Annotated in this window: 14 protein-coding genes and 1 pseudogene; 7 read left to right on the top strand and 8 right to left on the bottom strand. The window is 66.0% G+C overall.

Annotated features, from left to right (window positions below; genetic code table 11):
• Nucleotides 1-9 precede the first annotated feature (9 nt).
• From GGD67_RS23345 to GGD67_RS23365, 5 genes and pseudogenes are all read left to right on the top strand, one after another.
• Nucleotides 10-354, top strand: a pseudogene (locus GGD67_RS23345) (helix-turn-helix transcriptional regulator); the annotation flags it as partial.
• 97 nt (nt 355-451) lie between these two features.
• A complete protein-coding gene (locus tag GGD67_RS23350) occupies nt 452-772 on the top strand; it encodes a hypothetical protein (protein WP_104463432.1) in 321 nt (106 codons plus the stop codon).
• A gap of 122 nt (nt 773-894) precedes the next feature.
• Nucleotides 895-2100, top strand: a complete 1206-nt coding sequence (locus tag GGD67_RS23355) for an NAD(P)/FAD-dependent oxidoreductase (protein WP_179736118.1) — start codon at nt 895-897, stop codon at nt 2098-2100.
• A gap of 87 nt (nt 2101-2187) precedes the next feature.
• Entirely contained in the window at nt 2188-3141 is a 954-nt protein-coding gene (locus GGD67_RS23360) for an MBL fold metallo-hydrolase (RefSeq protein ID WP_179736120.1), read from the top strand.
• A 130-nt stretch (nt 3142-3271) separates the two neighbouring features.
• Nucleotides 3272-4225 (top strand): MBL fold metallo-hydrolase, encoded by a 954-nt coding sequence (locus GGD67_RS23365; protein ID WP_179736122.1) that lies wholly within the window; start codon nt 3272-3274, stop codon nt 4223-4225.
• A 74-nt stretch (nt 4226-4299) separates the two neighbouring features.
• On the opposite strand, the gene GGD67_RS23370 is transcribed toward GGD67_RS23365, so the two are convergent.
• The 3 genes from GGD67_RS23370 to GGD67_RS23380 form a co-directional block, all read right to left on the bottom strand.
• The gene (locus tag GGD67_RS23370) at nt 4300-6882 is read right to left on the bottom strand and encodes an EAL domain-containing protein (RefSeq protein ID WP_179736124.1); all 2583 of its coding nucleotides are present in this window, start codon (nt 6880-6882) and stop codon (nt 4300-4302) included.
• Nucleotides 6883-7038: 156 nt separating this feature from the next.
• On the bottom strand, nt 7039-8340 hold the full coding sequence (locus tag GGD67_RS23375; protein WP_179736126.1) for an MFS transporter: 1302 nt from the start codon (nt 8338-8340) through the stop codon (nt 7039-7041).
• A 103-nt stretch (nt 8341-8443) separates the two neighbouring features.
• Entirely contained in the window at nt 8444-10834 is a 2391-nt protein-coding gene (locus tag GGD67_RS23380; protein WP_246784436.1) for an EAL domain-containing protein, read from the bottom strand.
• A 328-nt stretch (nt 10835-11162) separates the two neighbouring features.
• Between GGD67_RS23380 and GGD67_RS23385 the strand changes: the two genes are divergently transcribed.
• Nucleotides 11163-12329 (top strand): ABC transporter substrate-binding protein, encoded by a 1167-nt coding sequence (locus GGD67_RS23385; protein ID WP_179736130.1) that lies wholly within the window; start codon nt 11163-11165, stop codon nt 12327-12329.
• Between the two features lie 6 nt (nt 12330-12335).
• Here GGD67_RS23385 and GGD67_RS23390 read toward each other — a convergent pair whose 3' ends face one another.
• From GGD67_RS23390 to GGD67_RS23400, 3 genes are read right to left on the bottom strand one after another with little or no spacing between them, the layout of a single operon-like run.
• Entirely contained in the window at nt 12336-13313 is a 978-nt protein-coding gene (locus tag GGD67_RS23390) for an NAD(P)-dependent oxidoreductase (RefSeq protein WP_179736132.1), read from the bottom strand.
• Nucleotides 13314-13325: 12 nt separating this feature from the next.
• The gene (locus tag GGD67_RS23395) at nt 13326-15200 is read right to left on the bottom strand and encodes a TRAP transporter large permease subunit (RefSeq protein WP_246784437.1); all 1875 of its coding nucleotides are present in this window, start codon (nt 15198-15200) and stop codon (nt 13326-13328) included.
• Complete coding sequence (locus GGD67_RS23400) at nt 15200-16231, bottom strand: TRAP transporter substrate-binding protein (protein WP_179736134.1); 1032 nt, start codon at nt 16229-16231, stop codon at nt 15200-15202. Before GGD67_RS23400 ends, GGD67_RS23395 begins: the two co-directional genes overlap by 1 nt.
• Before the next feature lie 427 nt (nt 16232-16658).
• On the opposite strand from GGD67_RS23400, the gene GGD67_RS23405 reads away from it, so the two are divergent.
• Nucleotides 16659-18131: a caspase family protein gene (locus GGD67_RS23405; protein WP_179736136.1), complete on the top strand. Its 1473-nt coding sequence runs from the start codon at nt 16659-16661 to the stop codon at nt 18129-18131.
• A 52-nt stretch (nt 18132-18183) separates the two neighbouring features.
• On the opposite strand, the gene GGD67_RS23410 is transcribed toward GGD67_RS23405, so the two are convergent.
• Both GGD67_RS23410 and GGD67_RS23415 read right to left on the bottom strand, forming a co-directional pair.
• Nucleotides 18184-18555 (bottom strand): hypothetical protein, encoded by a 372-nt coding sequence (locus GGD67_RS23410; protein ID WP_026202237.1) that lies wholly within the window; start codon nt 18553-18555, stop codon nt 18184-18186.
• A 36-nt stretch (nt 18556-18591) separates the two neighbouring features.
• Nucleotides 18592-19890, bottom strand: coding sequence for a Spy/CpxP family protein refolding chaperone (locus GGD67_RS23415; protein ID WP_179736138.1), 1299 nt, complete (start codon nt 19888-19890; stop codon nt 18592-18594).
• Nucleotides 19891-20017: the final 127 nt, after the last annotated feature.

Genomic DNA, 20017 nt, shown 5'->3' on the forward strand with positions numbered 1-20017 from the left:
GCCCCGCCGATCCAGTCCGTCATCGGCGGACTGTCAGCGACGACACTGAACCGCGCGATCCAGCGCCTGCGGTTCGAAGTCGAGGCGGACCTGTCACTCGCCGCGCTGGTGTCGGATGCAGGGCTGTCGCGCTTCCATTTCCGCCGCGCGTTCAAGGAAAGCACTGGACTTTCACCGCATGCCTGGCTGCGCCAGCACCGGCTCGAGCAGGCCATGAAGATGCTGCGCGACTCCGACGATTCGATCGTCTCGATCGCAGCTGCGCTTGGCTATTCCTCGCAAACGGCATTCGCAGTCGCCTTCAAAAAGCTGACCGGCGAGAGCCCGAGCGACTGGCGCAGGCACAAGCGTTAGCAGCAATCGCGATGCAACCGCGGCAATCGCTCTGGCGCAGCGGCAGATTCGATCCGCTAGACCATCACCGTGCCAGACCAATCGACGGAGACCGAAGATGACCTGGAAAAACTTCATCAGCCGGCGGGTGATCGCTTCGCGACGCCGAGGCCTTGCAACCGCAACATTGTACGGACTCTCGCTGGCCGTTCGCTTCACGTCGGCGACGGGCGAGCAGGTCGAGATTCCGGCGCAAGCCATGCATCCGACCTACCCGCTGGTGTCCATCATGACCCGGGATGGCTCCGGTCTTCCCTACCAGGACTGGGGCCCGAGGACGACTCAGCCGGTCGTCTTTCGTCAAGGTTGGCTACGCCAAAGTTCGTTGCACCAAGGCTGGCCATCGAGTTCGCCGCTGTCGCGCTGCGCCGCGCCTTAAGGCCGACGATTCACTTCACCTCTTCGTGCCGTCACCGGACGCTGCCTCAAGCGGAGCAGCGACGGGCGCGCACGGACTTTCGAAACGCAGAGATCGAAACGCAGAGATCAAGGAGTAAACTCATGCGACTAGTCATCATCGGCGCCGGCTTTGCCGGCATGTACGCCGCCCTTTCCGCCGCCCGCCTGCGCGAGATCCAGGGCGTCTCGCCAGACCAGCTCGAGATCGCGCTGGTTGCCCCCGAGCCGACGCTCGTGGTTCGCCCGCGGCTCTATGAACGAAAGCCCGAGACCCTGACGGCGCCCTTGCTCGACGTGCTCAGGGCCATCGATGTTACCTATGTTCAGGGCAGCGCCGAGACGGTCGACACCAAATCGAGTATGGTCAAGATCGCGACAGTGAAGGGCACGAAAAAGACGCTCTCTTACGACCGCCTCGTCGTGACCACCGGCAGCCGGCTGTTTCGCCCCAACATTCCGGGCCTTGCCGAGCACGGCTTCAGCGTCGATTCGCTCGAGGATGCGATCACGCTGGACAAGCATCTGCATGGCCTCGCCAAGCGGCCGGCCACGAACGGGCGCGACACGGTCGTCGTCTGCGGCGGCGGCTTCACCGGCATCGAGGCGGCCACCGAAATGCCGGCGCGGCTTCGCGACATCCTCGGCACGAGCGCAAAGACTCGCGTCATCATCGTCGAACGCAACACGTCGATCGCGCCCGACATGGGCGCGGGTCCCCGTCCCATCATCGAGGAAGCCCTTGGCAAGCTTGGCGTGGAAGCCCGCCTCGGTGCAGGGGTCGCCTCGCTCGACAAATCCGGCGTCACCCTGTCCAGCGGCGAGCACATCGAAACCGAGACCGTGATCTGGGCGGCGGGCATTCGCGCCGCACCGTTGACGACGCAGATTCCCGCCGAGCGCGACAGTTTCGGCCGGTTGCTTGTCGACCGCTGCCTGCAGGTGACATGCGTTCAGGGCGTCTTCGCGGCCGGCGATGCGGCGCGTGCGGCCTGCGACGACGAGGGCAATTACGCGCTGATGTCGTGCCAGCACGCCACGCGGATGGGCGCCTTCGCCGGCAACAATGCCGCAGCCGAGCTGCTCGGCCTCACGACCAGGCCTTACCACCAGAAAACCTATGTCACCTGTCTCGACCTCGGCGAAGCCGGCGCGCTGTTTACGCGCGGCTGGGAGCGCAACGTCGAGATGGTCGGCGACGTCGCCAAGAAGACGAAGCGGGAGATCAACACGGTCTGGATCTACCCGCCGCGCGCCGAGCGTGCCGCCGCGCTCGCGTCAGCCGATCCGGAACGCGTGACTGATCTCTAGACGCCCACCTGATGACGGCCGCGCTCCTGCGGGCGCGGCCCGCTGCAGCCCCTCAACAATCCACATGCGAACAGAGGAGTCTCAAAGATGAATCAGATGATTTCTCACGCTCAGAAGGAGACGAACATGAACCTGCACGACACCACACATTTCGACAGAGCGCGGTCCGACGAGCTGGTTCCGTCGCGTTATGCGCTCCGTGTCGGCGAGATCGACGTGATGGTGATCAGCGATGGCGTGCTGACGCCGCCCGCGGAGTCGATGGCCACCAACGCCGACCCGGCTGCACGAGGCGCGTGGCTGGACGACATGTTCCTTTCGCGCGACGCGTTCGATTGGGCGCTGAACGAGGTCGTGGTGCGCAGCGGCGACCAGACCATCCTCATCGACAGCGGGCTCGGTGTGGAGTACCCGGACTTTCCGCGCGCCGGGCAGCTCGGCTCGCGACTCGATGCTGCCGGCATCGATCTTAGATCGGTGACCGACGTGGTGCTGACCCACATGCATTTCGACCATGTCGGCGGGCTGCTCGTCGACGGGGTGAAAGAGCGGCTGCGTCCGGACCTGCGGATTCACGTGGCCGCGGCCGAGGTCAAGTTCTGGGGAGCGCCCGATTTCTCCCGCACCGCCATGCCGCCCGCGCTCGCCGACTTGGCTCGGCGCGCATCCAGCCAGTTCCTGGACGCATACCGTAACCAGTTGCGCATTTTCGAGGAGCAGCACGAAGTGGCGCCGGGCGTGGTCGTCAGGCGCACCGGCGGTCACACCCCCGGGCACAGCGTGGTCCGCCTGGCGTCCGGCGGCGACCGGCTGATGTTCGCCGGCGATGCCATATTCCCGGTCTCGTTTGACCACCCCGAATGGCACAACGGCTTCGAGCACGATCCCGAGGAGGCGACCCGCGTCCGGATCGGGCTCATGCGCGAGCTGGCGGAGACGGGCGCGTGGCTCGTCGCCACGCACATGCCGTTCCCGTCGATCGGCCGGGTAGCGACCGCAGGCGACCTGTTTCGTTGGGTCCCGACCTGGTGGGACTACTAACCGCGTGTTGGATCAGGTCGCCCCAGAACGCCCCAATCTCCGAACACCTCAAGGCATTGACCGCACTGCCCACGGCAGACGCGCGGTCACTTACTGAACTGCGTCAAGACAGAACGAAGGAGCTTTCAAGATGAAACAGACGATCCGTAACACTGAGGAGACGAACATGAACCTGCACCACACCACACGCCCCGGCGAGCCGGGGTCCCAAGAGCTGGTTCCTTCGCGCTACGCGCTGAAGATCGGCGAGATCGACGTGATGGTGATCAGCGACGGCGTACTGACGCTGCCAGGCGCGATGCTGGCCCACAACGCCGACCCGGCCGTCCGCGCGGCGTGGCTGAAGGACATGTTCCTGCCGCCGGACGCGTTCGATTGGGCGCTGAACGTGGTCGTGGTGCGTAGCGGCGACCGGACCATCCTCGTCGACGCCGGACTGGGATCCGACCCGGACTTGCACTTGCCGCGGGCCGGCCAGTTGAGCAAACGACTGGAAGCCGCCGGTATCGATCTTGAGTCCGTGACCGACGTGGTGCTGACGCACATGCACATGGACCACATTGGCGGGCTGCTCGTTGACGAGGTGAAGGAGCGGCTGCGCCCGGACCTGCGCATCCACGTGGCAGCCGCCGAGGTCGCATTCTGGGAGGCGCCCGATTTCTCCCACGTCTCGATGCCGCCGGGATTCCCGGACGCGCTTCGGGCGACCGCCAAGCGGTTCGCGAAAGAATACCACAACCAGCTGCGTACCTTCGAGGACGAGCACGAGGTGGCACCGGGCGTGGTGGTCACGCGCACCGGTGGCCACACCCCCGGGCACAGCGTGGTCCGCCTGGCATCCGGTGGCGATCGGCTGACATTCGCCGGCGACGCCGTGTTCACTGTCGGGTTCGACCACCCCGACTGGCACAATGGCTTCGAGCACGATCCCGAAGAGGCGGCCCGCGTCCGGGTCCATCTTCTGCGCGAGCTGGCAGCGAACGAAGAACTCCTCGTCGCCACGCACATGCCGTTCCCGTCCATCGGCCGGGTCGCGGTCGACGGCGACCACTTTCGCTGGGTGCCAGCCTTCTGGGACTACTGACCGCTCGTCGGGTTAGAGCCGGGGATGCGTACTCACCGCATGAGTGAGTTCGCACCCTGTGTTCGGCGCGGCCCCTAAGCCGACCGCCTTACGGCGTCGCTGCCTGCCGGCCCAACATCCAGCCGCCCCAGCATCGCCCTCGCCTGCTCGGCGCAGTGCTCGATCAGCCAGCGCTCGAACGCGACGGGGGGAAGTGCGGGGGCGTAGAAAAAGCCTTGCACGACGTCGCAGCCGAGCTCGGCCAGGGTCTTGCGCTGGCCTTCGGTCTCGACGCCCTCGGCGACGACGGTCATGCCGAGGCCCTGGCCGACGCGCACCACGGCGGTGGCGATCGCGAGCGCGCCGGCGTCACGCTCGATATCGCGCATGAAACTGCGGTCGATCTTCAATTCGCGGATCGGCAAATGCGCGAGACGGCTGAGGCTGGAATAGCCGGTACCGAAATCGTCCAACGAGAGCCCGACGCCGAGCTCGCGAATCGCGTTCATCGTCTCGAGCGCGGCGACGCCGTCCTGCATGAAAGCGCCTTCGGTGATCTCCAGCATCAAGGCGTCCGCCGACAGATCGTATTCGGAGAGAATGTCCTTGAGCCGCGCGGCCAGCGTGACGTTGCGGAAATTGATCGGTGACAGGTTGACCGACACGCTAGGGATGTTGAGCCCGGCGCGACGCCAGCTCGCCATCTGCCGGCAGGCCTCGCGCACCGACCACAGTCCGATCTGCTCGATCAGGCCGCACTCCTCGGCGAGCGGGATGAATTTTGCCGGCGAGACGTCGCCGAGCACGGCATCACGCCAGCGCGACAGCGCCTCGACGCCGTGGATGGCGCCGTCGCAGCTGCGGATCTGCGGCTGGTAACTGAGAGTCAGCGCGCCTTCGGCGATGGCACGGCGGAGCGCCGCGATCAGCGCCAGCCGCTGCTCGGTGAGCCCGTTCATCTCGGCGCTGAAGATACGATAGGTCGAGCGGCCCGCCTGCTTGGCCATGTACATGGCGGCATCGGCCTGCTGCATCAGTGTGTCGATGTCGGTGGCATGGTCGGGATAGAGGCTGATGCCGATGCTGGCCGACATCGGCATCAGCTTCGATCCGAGCTTCAAGGGTGCAGCCAGCGCCTCCGTGATGTCGGCCGCGACGCGCGCGGCGCTCTCGGCGTTGCGTTGCGGCAGCAGGATGACGAACTCGTCGCCGCCGAGCCGTCCCAGCATGTCCTCGGGGCCGATCTGCTCGCGCAGGCGCTGGGCGAGCTGGATCAGGAGCTCGTCGCCGGCGGCGTGGCCGAGCGTGTCATTGACGTCCTTGAAATGATCGACGTCGAGAAAAGCGAGTGCGACATGGCTGCCGGTCGGGCAGGCATCGATCGCCGTGGTGATCAGGTGGCGCAGCTGCGCGCGGTTCGGCAGCCCGGTGAGAATGTCGTGATAGGCGAGCCGCGCGATCTCGGCGCGCGCTTCCTTGCGCTCGATCGCGAAGGCGCCGAGATTGACGCAGGCCTCGACGATGCGCCGGTGCCAATTGCTTGGCGCGCGCGGCTCCCGATAGTAAAAGGCGAAGGTCGCGATGACCCGGCCGTCCTTCGCCTTGACTGGCGTCGACCAGCAGGCGCGCAGGCCGATCGCGAGCGGCATCGCCTTGTAGGGCTGCCAGCGCGGATCGGTCTCCAGATCGGTCGCCAGCACCGGTTCGCCGTAGAAAGCGGCGGTGCCACAGGAGCCGACATCGGGGCCGATGGCCACGCCGTCCAGCGCGCGGGAATAATCATCGGGCAGGCTGGGGCCGCCGAGCGGATGGATCAGGCCCGCGGCATCGACGTGAAGCAACGAGCAGACCACGTGGGGCGCGATCTCCTCGACGCGACGGCACAGCCTGTCGGCGATCTCGCCGATCGGCACCTCGTCGGCGAGCGCGCCCATGATGAGTTGCTGGAGCGAGCGCAGCTGCTTGGTCTCGGTGATGTCCTCGAGCAGCGCGAAGATGTGCTTGACCCGGCCCTTCGTGTCGCGGAAGGCATCGATCCGGGCGCAGACCCAGATCTCCTCGCCGTCCTTGTCGTAGACCAGCACCTCGGCTTCGCCGCGGCGACCGCCATGCATCAGGCGCTTGATGAGCTTCGCGATGGCCTTGCGATCGGTATGCCGGCCGGCGATCAGCTCGCCAGCGCGGCGGCCCTCGGCCTCCGCGTTGCTGTAGCCGAACAGCGTCGTGAAGGCGGAATTGACATAGACGATGTTCTGCTCGGTGTCGCTGATGATCACCGCCCGGTTGGTCTGGTCGGAGACGGCGTGGAGAAGCCCGATCCTGACGCGGCGCTCGGCTTCGATGGTGACGTCACGCGCAAACAGGATGTAATGATTGGCGCCGCCGATTTTCACGGAAGACAGCGCGATAGCCGCCCTGATGCGGCTGCCGTCACGGCGCACGAGACTGATCTCGTCCCGGAGATCGGCCACCGGATCGGCCTGAAGGCCCTTGAGGGCGAGAATTTCGGCATCGCGACCCAGCACGTCGGTGCGTGCCAACTTCCAGATGCGCTCCGCGGCGGCGTTGAAATGAGTGATGCGATGCGCGTCATCGACGATGACGACGCCATCGTCGGCGCGTTCGAGCGCGGCTCGCAGCACGTCCGGAATTTCAGTGAGACAATCGAAGGCGGACATCGTTTGACCCGGCGATATCGGGAAATACGGCAAGCGGTCCGACGCTAACGCTCCGATGGTGTCCAAGTCGTTTTTTGCCGCGTCATTCCTCCTCGCCAAGAGGCGGCATGCTTAACGATCCGCGAAAACGGCGACGGTATCTTGATGGGTGCGGAACTAATCCGCGCCGGTTCCCGCGTGAAGCTTGTGCAGCCGGCCGGCGACGGCCCGCACCTTGCGCGGCGCGGCCTGCCAGATCGAGAGCGCCGACAAGGCGCTCACGATCATCGCGATGGCGAAGGCGAGCGTGTAGTCACCAGTGCGATCGTAGAGGAAGCCGGTCACCCACGGTCCGGCCGCACCGCCCGCCAGCGCCGCCAGCATGATCGTGCCGAAGATGCTGCCCTGGTGCTTGCCCTGGAAAATCTCGAACACCACCGCGCCCATGATCGAGGTGAGGCCGTAACCGAACGCGCCTTGCGTAAACACCATCACGTAGACCAGCCACAGCGACGGCTGGAACTTCAGCGCCATCAGCGCCGCAAAGCAGATCACAAAGCCGGCGCAACTGATCGCCCACACCCATTCCCGCCCGATCCGGTCGGAGACATGGCCGAGCAGGATCTGGCCGGGAATGCCGAGCAGGCTGACGATGCCGAGAGACCACACCGCGACACCGGGACTGAAGCCGATGTCGAGCAGGAACTTGGTCTGGTGCACCTGCACCGCGTACCAGATGTACAGGCCGCAGAAATAGCCGAGTGCGATCCACCAGAATCGCGCGGTCGCGACGGCACGTTTCAGCGTCCAGTCGGTATTGACCCAGACGGGATCGACGACATTGGAGATCGGCTGGGCCGCACCTGCGGCCGGGACGACATCGCCGTCCGGCTCGAGGCCGATATCCTGCGGACGCTTGTGCAGCAGCAGATTGACCGGCGCCAGCACGACCAGGATGAGCAGGCCCATCGCGGTGCAGGCGGTGCGCCAGCCAGTCTGCTCGATCATGTGCTGCACCCATGGCAGCAGCGTCACCGAGCCGATGCCGACGCCGGCGAAAGCGATGCCGATGGCGAAGCCGCGCTTGCGGATGAACCAGTTCGGCAGGAACAGCGACTGGCCGGAATAGCCGAGACACACCGATCCTGCACCGACCATGACGCCGATGGTGACATAGAGGTGCCAGGGCGCGCTGGTGAGCGGCGCAAGCAGCAATCCGCCGCCCATCAGCACGACGCCGAGCTCCATCACCGCGCGCGGGCCGGCGCGGTCCATCAGGCGGCCGATCAGCGGGCTGACCACGCCAGACACCACGAAGCCGAAGGAGAAGGCGCCCGCGGTGACGCCGCGCTCCCAGCCGAATTCGGAGATGATGGGAGGAAAGAACAGTGAAAAGGCGGTACGCGCGTTGACGCCGATGGCCATGGTGACGAAGGTCACGGCGACCACGACCCAGCCGTAGAAGAACGGAAGCCGCATGTTGTGCTTATTTCATCCCTAGACGATCCTTCCGACCATCTGGAGATGTCCGGGTCAAGCGCTTTTCGCGCATGCCCCTTGAGCGAGATGCGTCAGGGAGATCTCAGGCGGCGTCGCGCCGTGAGGGTTTGGCCGGCCCGTCGAACAGGATCCGCTCGATCGGCTGCGGGCGGCCGAACAGATAGCCTTGTGCGAAATTGACGCCGAGCGCCTTCAGCCGCTCGTACTCTTCGCGGGTCTCGACGCCCTCGGCGGTGACCGACATGTCGAGCCCGCGCGCCAACGTCACGATCGAGGAGATGATGGCGGAGCTGCGCGGCTGCTGGGTGAGGTTGCGGATGAACGACTTGTCGATCTTGATCTTGTCGAACGGGAACGCCGTCAGATAGCTGAGCGAGGAATAACCGGTGCCGAAATCGTCGAGCGCGAGCTCGACGCCGAGCTGCTTCAGCCGCTGCATGAAGGCGTGGTTCTCGACCCCGCGCTCCAGCAGCACGGATTCCGTGATCTCGATCTCCAGCCGCTGGGGCGGCAGGCCGGAATCGGCGAGCGCCGCGCAGATCACCTCGAACAGCCGGGCCTCCTTGAACTGGATCGGCGACAGGTTGACGGCGACCGCGAGGCCGGAGGGCCAGCCGGCCGCATCCGCGCAGGCGCGCCGCAGCACGAACTCGCCGAGCGGCACGATCAGCCCGGTCTCCTCCGCAAGCGAAATGAACTGGTCCGGCGGAATCAATCCGCGTGTCGGATGCCGCCAGCGCACCAGCGCCTCGAAGCCGCGCCGCGCGCCGCTGAGGGCGTCGACGAACGGCTGGTAGTGCACCTCCAGCTGGCACCGCGCGATGGCGTCGCGCAGATCCCCCTCCAGGGTGTTGCGTGCCTCCAGCTCGGCCGACATCGCCTCGTCGTAGATGGTGAAGCAGTTGCGGCCTGCCGATTTCGAACGATAGAGCGCAAGGTCCGCCTTCTTCAGCAATTGCTCCTGATCGCTGCCGTGATCCGGCGCGATGGCGATGCCAATGCTGGTGCCGATCTCGACGCGGTGACCAGGCAGCAGGAACGGTTCGGTCAAGAGCTTGGCAATCCGCGCCGCCAGCTCGGTCGAGCAGGCGCGCTGATCCTCGCCGGTTTCCTGGATGATGGCGAACTCGTCGCCGCCGAGCCGCGCCAGCACGTCGTTGGCGCGCACGGCGGATTTCAGCCGCTGCGCTACCTGGCGCAGCAATGCATCGCCAGCGCCGTGACCGAGCGAGTCGTTGACGTTCTTGAAGCGGTCGAGGTCGAGCATCAGGATCGAGAACGGCAGGCCCCGCACGATGAGCTGGCTGTTCATCTCGTCGAGCCGGGTGAGGAAGAAGGCGCGGTTCGGCAGTCCGGTCAGGATGTCGGTCTGGGCGAGCTCGAGCACCCGCCGGTTCGCCAGCGACAGCCGCCGCGAATTGCGGCTCGCAAGCATGAGATAGGTCGACAGCGACAGCGTCAGCAGCATGCCGACGATCAGCACGGCGCCGGCGCGATCGTAAGTCGTCTCCAGCGGACCGCCGGCGGTTGGAACCGCCCGCACCTGCCAATCGGTGTCGCCGATCTTGAGGCTGCCCGACCAGTGCAGCGCCCGCGCGACGTCCCGCATCGACTGCGGCGCCGTGGCCGCCGACGAATAATCCGGCAGCATCTGCTCCAGGCTGACGATCTGCGCCGTGAAAGGCGGATAGACGTTCATGCTGACCGCGGGGCTTGCTCCGGTCGTGACGCGAATTGCCTGGATCAGCAGCGGCATGTCGAAGATGCCGACCACGAAGCCGGCCAGATTGCGGCGCCGATCCGCGACCGTGTCGCGCGAGGTCCCCTTGGCGTAGACGGGAACGGCAACGAGGACGTCGGGCAGCCGGCCGCCCTCCTTCGGTTCGAACAAGCGCGTGCGAATGGCTGCGACCTTGTCGTTGTCGCGGGCGCGCTCCAGCACCGCGCGGCGCTCCGGGACGGTGGCGTAATCCATGCCGTACACCGCCGAGGTCTTCGGCTGGGTCGAGTAGAACACCGGAAAATATTCATCGGTCTGCGGCGCCGTCGCAAAGCCCGTGCCCTGGAGCGACTTGATGCGATAGCCGGACACGCCGTCCGCGATCGCCGCGGTCTCGTATTCGGTGCGTTCCTTGCGGTTGACGCGCGGCAACCAGGCGATGCGCAGCATGCCGGGATGGCGCTCGAACAGACGGGCGCTGAAGGTTTCGAACTCGCTGCGGGTGACCTCGTCGTTGGTCGATTCGAACAGCGTGCGCAGCGCGACGAGCCGGGAGATGTATTCGCCCATGCCGTTCTGCATGACGATCGCTTCGGTTTCGGCCGCGTTCTCGAACTCGATCCTGTTGACGCGATCCTCCCACCGCGCCACGGCGGCCGCGCCCACGACCGAAAACAGAAGACCGACGCCGACCGCGACGAGCGCAGGGCGATAAAGCCCGAGCAGCGGCGCGGCACGCCACCATCCGGTCATACGCCTCCGATCCTGATCGTTCTGATCGCGATCGCCCATCTTGAAGCCGCCGTCCCCCTGTCCGCGACGAACCGAACCTCTGGTTGAGGTGCCGGCGCCGCTATCGGAACAAGACCGCGGTTAAGAACTGCACAATTTCGGAACCCCTCCATTCCGCAACGCGTGAATTAGTTAACGAAGTGCCCGAATGATCCGGCATTGTGGAAACAACTTGCCGGTTTTGCCCGGAGTACTACGGGCTGCCGACACGTCGCCGGTTAGCGAGCTATTCAGCCTCGCAGGAATATGTTGCGCAAGGCTCCTCCCATCATTCGGCAAAAACTCCCTGATGTATCGATTTCGATCAGCGACATCCCTCGTCCTGGCCATCGCGCTCCTCGCCGCGACCGTGCTGGCGGCGAGAGCCGACGAGGCCGGCGTCAGCGAGGATGCGATCCTGTTCGGCCAGGCCGCCGCGCTGGAAGGGCCCTCCTCCGCGCTCGGACAGCGCATGCGGCAAGGCATCGTCGCGGCATTCACCGAGATCAACGCCAAGGGCGGGGTCCACGGCCGCAAGCTCCAGCTCATCAGCCGCGACGACGGCTACGACCCCGACCGTTCGGTGGCGCAGACGCTGCACCTGATCGAGGACGACAAGGTGTTTGCGCTGATCGGCGCGGTGGGCACGCCGACCGCGATGGCGACAATTCCGATCACCAGCGCCAGGAACGTTCCCTTCATCGGTCCGTTCAGCGGCGCCGAATTCCTGCGCGACCTCGAGCTTGCCAACGTCGTCAACATCCGCGCGAGCTATGGTGCGGAGGCCGAGGCGTGGATCAAGCACCTCACCGAGGATCGCCACTTCACCCGCATTGGCATCTTCTACCAGGACGATTCCTTCGGCCGGGACGGTCTGGTCGGCGTCAAGCGCGCGCTCGCCAAGCGCGACCTCGAGCTTGCCGCCGAGGGCACGTTCGAGCGCAACACCCGCGCGGTCACCGCAGCCTGGCGGGTGATCAGGCGCGCCGAACCCGAGGCGATCGTGATGGTCGGGACCTATGGGCCCTGCGCGGAGTTCATCAAGCTCGCGCACCGCAGCGGTTTCCATCCGACCTTCGTCAACGTCTCCTTCGTCGGCGCCAATGCGCTGGCCAAGGAGCTCGGCCCCGAGGGTGAAGGCGTCATCGTCTCACAGGTCGTGCCGTTTCCATGGGACCGCTCGCTCAAGCTCGTCGCCGACTACCAGGCGGCGCAGAAGGCGTTCGATCCGACGCTGACACCGGACTTCGTGTCGCTGGAAGGCTATCTCTCCGGCCGGCTGGCGGCCGCGGCGCTGGAAAGGGCCGGGCCGAACCCGACGCGCGCGAGCCTGCTCCGCGCCATCAACGATGTCGGCCGCTTCGACATAAGCGGCAGCGCCGTCAATGTCGGCATCCGCATGATCGATGCGCCGCCGAAGGTGTTTTTGACGGTGATCCAGAAGGACGGAACGTTCAGGGCGGTGGACCGGCTATGAAGCCGCTCACGGCCGCCGCGTCCAGCGCTCGGCATTGACGGCACCCGGCGGAATCTCGCCCTTGACGATTGCCTCGACCTGCCGAACCGTTTCCAGCGACTGATATTCGATCGCCTGCGGCGTCAGCCCACCGACATGCGGCGTCGCGATGACGTTGGGAAGCTTCGCCAGCTCCGGCGTCGGCATCTGGTCGGGCGCGCGGCCGACATCCATCGCCGCGCCGGCGATGCGATGCTCCAGCAGCGCGCGCGCCAGCGCCGGCTCATCGACGAGATTGCCACGCGAGAGGTTGATGAAGACGGCATGCCTCTGCATGCGGGCCAGCGCCGCTTCGCCGATCAAATTCTCGGTCTGCTCGTTAGCGATCGCGAGGCAGACGACGTAGTCCGACGCGGCGAGGAGCTCGTCGAGACCGACCTGCCGGATCGCGGCATCGCTGACGGTTGCGAAGGGATCGGCGACCAGCACCTCCATGCGCAGCACCTTTGCTACCTCGGCGAGATAACGGCCGATGCTGCCGTAACCGATAATGCCGATTTTGCTGCCCGCGAGCTGGCGGCCCATCCGCGCCTCGACCTTGCGGCCGGCTTGGTAGTCCGCCGTCGCCCTGGATATGCCGCGGGAGAGATCGACCATGAAGCCGAGTGCGAGCTCGGCAACGGCCTGCACGAAACCGGGTCCGGCGCGGGTCACGAGCACGCCAGCGTTTGAAGCCGCTTCCACATTGACGTTGCGGATATCGACCGCGCAGCGGACGAAGGCGCGCAGACGCGGCAGCGCTGCGAAGATCTCGCCGCGCCCTTCGGTCATGCGGTCTGCGACGATGATGTCGGCATCTTGCGCAGCACGCACGAGGCCGGCGGCGTCCAGGGTTTCGTCGCTCTCGTGCAGGATCACCTCGGCGGCCGCGCGTAGGCCGCTCAGGCTGCGATCGCCATAGTAATTGCGCCGCATCTCCGGTGTGTGCGCGAGCAGAACCTTCACGTCAAAACTCCTTCAGTAGCCGAATGCCCGCGGCAGCGCGGTGCTCAGCCATGGCACGAAGGCGATGACGAGCAGGCAGAGGAACAACAGGCCGAGATAGCCCATGATCGGCTTCACCGTCTGCTCGATCGGCACGTTGCCGATCAGGCAGGCGCCGTAGAGCCCGAGCCCGAGCGGCGGCGCGAACAGGCCGATGCCCATGGCGATGACCAGCACGACGCCGAAATGCAGGGGATCAACGCCGAGCTGCACCGCGACCGGCAGCAGCAGCGGCCCGAAGATGATCAGCGCGGCCGCGCCCTCCAACACCGAGCCCATCACGATCAGCACGGCGATGGCAAGCAGGATGAACAGCCAGACGCCTGAGGTCTTCGACAATCCGAGCATGAAATCGCCGACCGCATGCGGCACCTGCTGCAAGGTCAGCGTGAACGCGAGCGACTGCGCGGCAGCGACGATGAACAGCACGAGACCGGCGCGCGTCGCCGCCTGCACGAAACTATGCGCGGCCGATTTGAAGCTGAGCTCGCGAAACACCACGCTGCCGACCACGAGCGCATAGGCCACGGCAAAGGCCGATATCTCCGTCGCGGTGGCAAAGCCGCTCTTGAAGCCGAAGAAGATCATGAAGATCAGGCCGAACGAGGCGATCGCGCCGCTCCAGAGCCCCGACACCGGCATCTGCGGCTCGACGTCCTCGACCTTGTCCGGCCGCTTGCCGAAGATGATGGACACCGCGATCAGAACCAGCGCCATCAGCGCCGACGGCAAGAGACCGGCGACGAACAGGCCGCCGATCGACAAGTTGGCGACAAAGCCTAGAATGATCAGGTTGATGCAGGGCGGGATGGTCTCCGCCATAACCGCGGACGCCGCCAGCAGCGCCACCGCGCCGCCGGGGTTCTGCTTCGAGCGGCGCGCCGCCGGGATCAGCACCGAACCGACCGCGGCAACATCGGCCATCTTCGAGCCAGAGATGCCCGAGAACAGCACCATGGACGCGACCATCACGACGTTCAGCCCGCCGCGCATGCGCCCGACCGCGCGCTGCAGCAGCTCGATCAGCCGCACCGACATGCCATTGGCTTCCATGAGGTAGCCGACGAGGATGAAGAACGGGATCGCAAGCAACACGAAATTGTCGATGCCGCGCGCCATCTGCTGGGCGAAGATGACGCCGGGCAGCGCGCCCTCGACCCAGATGAAGATGAGCGCAGCGAGCGCCAACGCAAAGCCGATCGGCAAGCCGCCGAACAGCGTTACGAAGAAGCCGATCAGCATCAAGGTGCCCGCCGACGGCACCGAGGACGGCGACAGGTAATCCCAAGCCAGATAGAGGCCCGTGACGATGATGATCGCAACGAGCCCCCTGATGATGTCGGGGAACGGGCGCGCGCAGAGATGGTCGATCGCGAACACCGTCATGAACAGCGCGCCGACGCCCATCGGATAGAAGGTCAGCTCCAGCGGCAGGCCGGAGCCGGTGGTCTGGCCTGCGGTCAACGAGCCCAGCTTGATGGCGTTGTAGGCGACGTAGCCGGAGATCAGCACGACCAGCAGCGCGCCGGCGGCATCGACCAGCGTGCGCAGGCGCAGCGGCAGGAGATCGCGGAAGAACGACACGCCGACATTCTCGCCGCGCGCGAGCGCGCTCGCCGCACCGAAGAAGGCCGAGCCGACCATCAATCCGCGTGCGACGTCGTCGGACCATTCGACCGGCGCGTTGAAGAAGAAACGCAGCAGCACCGAGACGCAGACCACCACGAGATCGGCGGCGAGCAGGATGGCCGCGATCGCATCGCTGAGCCGAAGCAGCAGGGCGATGCTGCCGTGGCGGCCGGCCGAAACGGGCACGGCGGCCGTCACCACCATCTCGGACCTGGCCATCAGGCTTGCGTCGCGCGGATGATGTCGATGACGGCCTTGGATTCCGGACGGGCCTTGATGAAGTTCTCGATCTGCGGCGCGACGCGCTTCTTGAAGGCCTCGCGGTCGCATTCGGCCACGGTCACGCCCTTCTCGGTCAAGGCGGCCAGCGCCTCCTTCTCGACTGCAAGCCCATGCGCACGCGTGTCGGCCGCGGCCTTCTTCGCGGCATCGAGAAAGCCCTCGCGCAGCTTCGGGTCCATGCGGTTGTAGGTCATGTCGCTGAAATAGATCGCAAGCGGCGAGAAATTATGCTGCGTCAGGGCGTAGAATTTGGCCGTCTCGAAGAACTTGCTGGCCAGGATCGTCGGCGGATCGTGCTCCAGTCCGTCAAGCACGCCGGCCTGCAAGGCCGTGTAGATCTCGCCGAAGGCCAGCGGCGTCGCGGCGGCGCCCATCAGCCGCAGGCATTCCGTGATGACGGGGTTCGGCAGCGTCCTGATCTTGAGGCCGGCGAGATCTTCCGGCGTTTTCACCGGCTTCTTCGCCAATACGCTGCGCGAGCCGAAATTATAGGCCCAGGCGATGATGCGGATGTTGCCGCCCTTGAGCAGGGCGTCCTCGATCGGCTTGGCCGCGCCGGCATCGAACGCCTTGGTCTGCTGCGGGAAGCTGGAGAACAGAAAGCCGAGATCGTAGGTGCCGACCAGCGGCACCAGATTGGCCGAGATCGAGGAGCCCGACACCATGAGGTCGATGACGCCGAGCTTCACCGAGTTGATGACGTCGATCTCCTGGCCGAGCTGGTTGTCGGGGAAGAAGGCGACCTCGATTTGCTCGCCGAGCCCGTTGCCCTTCAAATTCTTGACGAGGTTGTCGTAGTAGACGCGACCGTTGGCGAATTTGGGATCGTTCGGCAGCGAGGAGGAGCATTTCAGCTTGAGCGTCGCGGCTTCGGCGCGGCCGATGATGGCGGGGGAGAGCACGAGGCCGGCGGTGACCGCCGCGGATGACTTGATGAACGCGCGACGGTTCACGGGCACGATGGTCATGGTGCGGTCTCTCCCACATTATTTTTGTTCGCCGCGGTCGTTGCCGTGGCCTGTTGCGCGGACTTTATGGCCAAAGCGACGGCGCAGGCAAGCGGGGCGGCCGGCAACCGCAGAGCGTGCGCGAAGTGCGTTGGGCAGTCCGTGAGCGCTTCGAAACGACTACGATTCCCGGGGATTTTGCGATAGTGATCGGCCTACGGCCATATCCGCGCAATGGGCCCCGTCGCGTTCGAGCCTGCATCAATCCAATTGGAGCATGGATCAATGCGTGATTCACATGGATGGGGCTAGACCGATGCATCGCGCTTGGGCCGGCGCCTGCCCCATTTTGCCGCAGCGCGCAGCGTGATCCAGCGCACAGACGGCGTCATGGCGCAGACGTAGAAAAGGTGCCATCATCGCAAATATTGCCGATGGAGGTGACACCATGCGCCGTCCAGTCCTTTCCAATTTGCTTCTTGCTTCCGGTTTTCTCGCCCTCGCCCAGTTGATGACGCCGACGGACGCTGCAGCCGAAGCGCGGCTCGCGCTGGTGATCGGACAATCCGCCTATCGCACCGTGCCCGAGCTGCCCAACGCCGCCAACGACGCCAAGGGCATGACGGAGTTGCTCGGCAATGCCGGCTTCACCGTCACCACGGCGGCCAACCTGGCGCAGAACGAGATGCGCGCGGCAATCTCGGATTTCGCCGGCAAGGTCAGCGCCAGCGGCGCCGACACGGTGGCGCTGGTGTTCTATGCCGGCCATGGCCTGCAGATCGACGGCGAGAACTACCTGGTGCCTGTCGATCTCGATCCCAAGCGCGAGGCCGACATTCCGCTCCAGGGCGTGCGGCTGAACGACATGCTCAACACGCTCGGCGCGCTGCCGACGCGGGCGCGCATCTTCATGCTCGATGCCTGCCGCAACAATCCGTTCCCGGCGCTCAGCGGCGCCGGCCACGGCCTTGCGATCGTCGACACCAAGGCCGGCGCGCCCGGCTCCTTCATCTCCTATTCGACTTCGCCCGGCGCCGAAGCCGAGGACGGCAGCGGCATCGACAGCCCCTACACCACGGCCGCGCTGACCATCGCCAAGCAGCCCAATCTGCCGATCGAGGAAGTGTTCAAGCGCATCCGCGTTGCCGTCGCGCAATCGACCGACGGACGACAGATCCCCTGGGAAAGCTCCTCGCTGACGACCGACTTCAAGTTCTTCGGCGAGAGCAGCGGCAGCACACCCGCTCTTCCGGGCGCGAACGCGATGGCGCTCGCCGGGGGCACGCGCAGCCTCGAGGACTGGCGCAAGGAATTACGGGGCAAGCCTGCGATGGTCGCGTATGAGCTCGTGATCACCGAGGACACGGTGGAGGCCTATCAGGCCTACATCGAGCTGTACGCGCAGGACACCCGCACGCCGCGCGTGCGCACGGTGCTGGAACGGCGGCGCCAGATGCTGGCCTGGGAGCGCGCAACCGCGATCAACACCCGCGCTTCGTTCGAGGCTTACCTGGCCAATTGGGACAATAGCGACCTCGCCGCGACTGCGCGCCGGCTGCTGCTCCGCGTCCAGAACCGCAATTATGGCGTCCCCGTCGCCGCCGCAGCGATCCCGCTCGCCGTCGCGATGGGCCCGACCTGCCCGTGCTCGACGCCAACGACACCGGCAACGCCGGTCACTCCGAGCGTCGCGCCCGTGATCAAGAAGCGCGTCGACGACACCCCGCCCAAGCGCAAGGTGGTCGAGACGCCGCCGAAGCGCCGCCCGCCGCCCGAGGAAGTGGTCTACGAACGCGCGCCGCCCCCCGGCCCGCCGCCCGGCGCCGTGATGCAGGGTATCGGCATCGGAATCGGGATCGGCATGGGAATGGGCGGCCGCGGCGGCGGCGACCATTATCGCGGCGACTACCGCAGATACTGAGACTGTCCAGCATTGACATAGATCCGGCTCGCGCCCGACGCGCGAGCCGGATCTACTGCGCCAGCGCCGGATAGTCGTGCTGGACGGCCTCCCGGATCCAGCCCGCCTGGATCGCGCGAAACAGGATCTGCGCCGTCTTCATATCATTTGCCTTCACGCAGAGGTCGACGATGCGGCGGACCGCATCGTCACGCATCAGATCGTCCGCGATCTTCATCGCAATCTCCATCGCGACGCGGGCTGCACGTTCAAAGCGCTCACGTTCGCGCTTATCAGCCGGTGCGGAGCCTCCGACAGCCTCCGCGCCCGCTCTCGCAGCCTCGCAGATGTTACGAATGCGCTCCGCCGCGTCGATATCGCCGATCGGTCCCTGGATCGGCTCATCCCAGATGTCGGCCGGCTGCCGCCTTGCGAACCACTTCATTGCCCCCACCCATGGCCTTTATTTGGCTTGCACCATTCAGGACGTGCGGCGCGGCCCGATCGCCTCGAACTGCGCCTTCTGCTCGTCGTTCAGCGTGGCATAGAAATCATCGAGCGCCGCGCGCACCGACTTGATCCCGTCCAGCATCGCATCGAGCCGTTTGCGGATTGTGGCCATGCGGGCCGGCGGAGTCATCACGTCATTGGGCTCGCAGCCCGCCTTGAGCGATGCGCTGACCTTTGCGCTGGTATCCTGGAGCACCTGCAGCGCCGCGCGCTGGGTGTCGCTCGGACGAAGCCTCTCATCGATCGCAGCAGCAGGCCAATCGAACGCGGCGGCCACGTTGCAAGCCTGCACCGACGATTCCCTCGCATTGTTCGATGCCGTCGCACGACGCTGATCCTCGGCGAGCGCATTGAAGCGCGCCTTCTGCTCGTCGTTCAGCGAGCCATAGAACTGGTCGAGCGCGGGCTGGACCAGCTCGACAGCCTTCTGCATCGCCTCGATGCGCTGCTGCATCGCTGCGAGCCGGCCTGGCGCCGTCGCTGCGGCCTGCGTCGGACAGGATGTGCGGATCAGCGCTGCGGCGTCGATCGAGGCATTGCCGAGCGCATCGAGAGCTGTGCCCTGCGCATCCGTCGGCTGCACCGCGGATGCGATCTGATCGATCGGTAGTCCGGCGATGGCACGGCGGTCACTGCCGCAGAGCTGATCGAGCGGTGCGCTACGCGCCCGCCGTCGTCCCTGCGATTGCTGCGGCAGATAGGCCGACAGGCGATCATAGCCATAGGGGCCGAAAATGCCGGCATAGATGTCCGGGTATCCGTAACCCCAGAAGCCGAGCCCGTCGCCCCAGATCGTGTAGTCGTAGAGATCGTTATAGGCGAACGGCCAGAACAGCGGCCCGACCCAGCCATAGCCGCCGCCCGCATGCTGCCACCATCCGCTGCTTGCGCCGCTCCAGCCGGCCAATGCGGCCGCTGCCGCGAGCTGTGCACGCGCTGCCGGATTGCTGATCAGCCGGCCATTCCGGAATGCGCTGGTGTTCAGGGCATTGCGGAAGCTCGCGGGGCGGATCGCCGCGTTGCGGATCTGACCGAAGTTGGGCCCGCCGCGTCGGACACCGGATGTGAACCGCATGCCGCGATGATGCCCGCCGGCATGCCCATGTCCACCGCCGTGGCCACGGAAATGTCCGCCGCCGTGATGGCCACCGCCGTGCCCGCCTCCATGGCCACCGCCATGTCCGCCCCCATGGCCGCCCTTGGCCAGAGCCGCGCCCGCCAGCATGCAGGCAAGCGCCATCGCGGCAATTCGAATGACCGGTCGCACCATCGCACCCTCCCGCAGAGCCGCGCCATTGAGGCATCGGAACTTGGCGGGAATTGGAACCGACAGGATTGCCGAAAGTTCCCGCCCCCGAACCGGTGGACGGCATCGGCCTTGCGGCGGCTTTGTTGTG

The sequence above is a fragment of the Bradyrhizobium sp. IAR9 genome (assembly GCF_013408065.1).
Classification (GTDB): Bacteria; Pseudomonadota; Alphaproteobacteria; order Rhizobiales; family Xanthobacteraceae; genus Bradyrhizobium.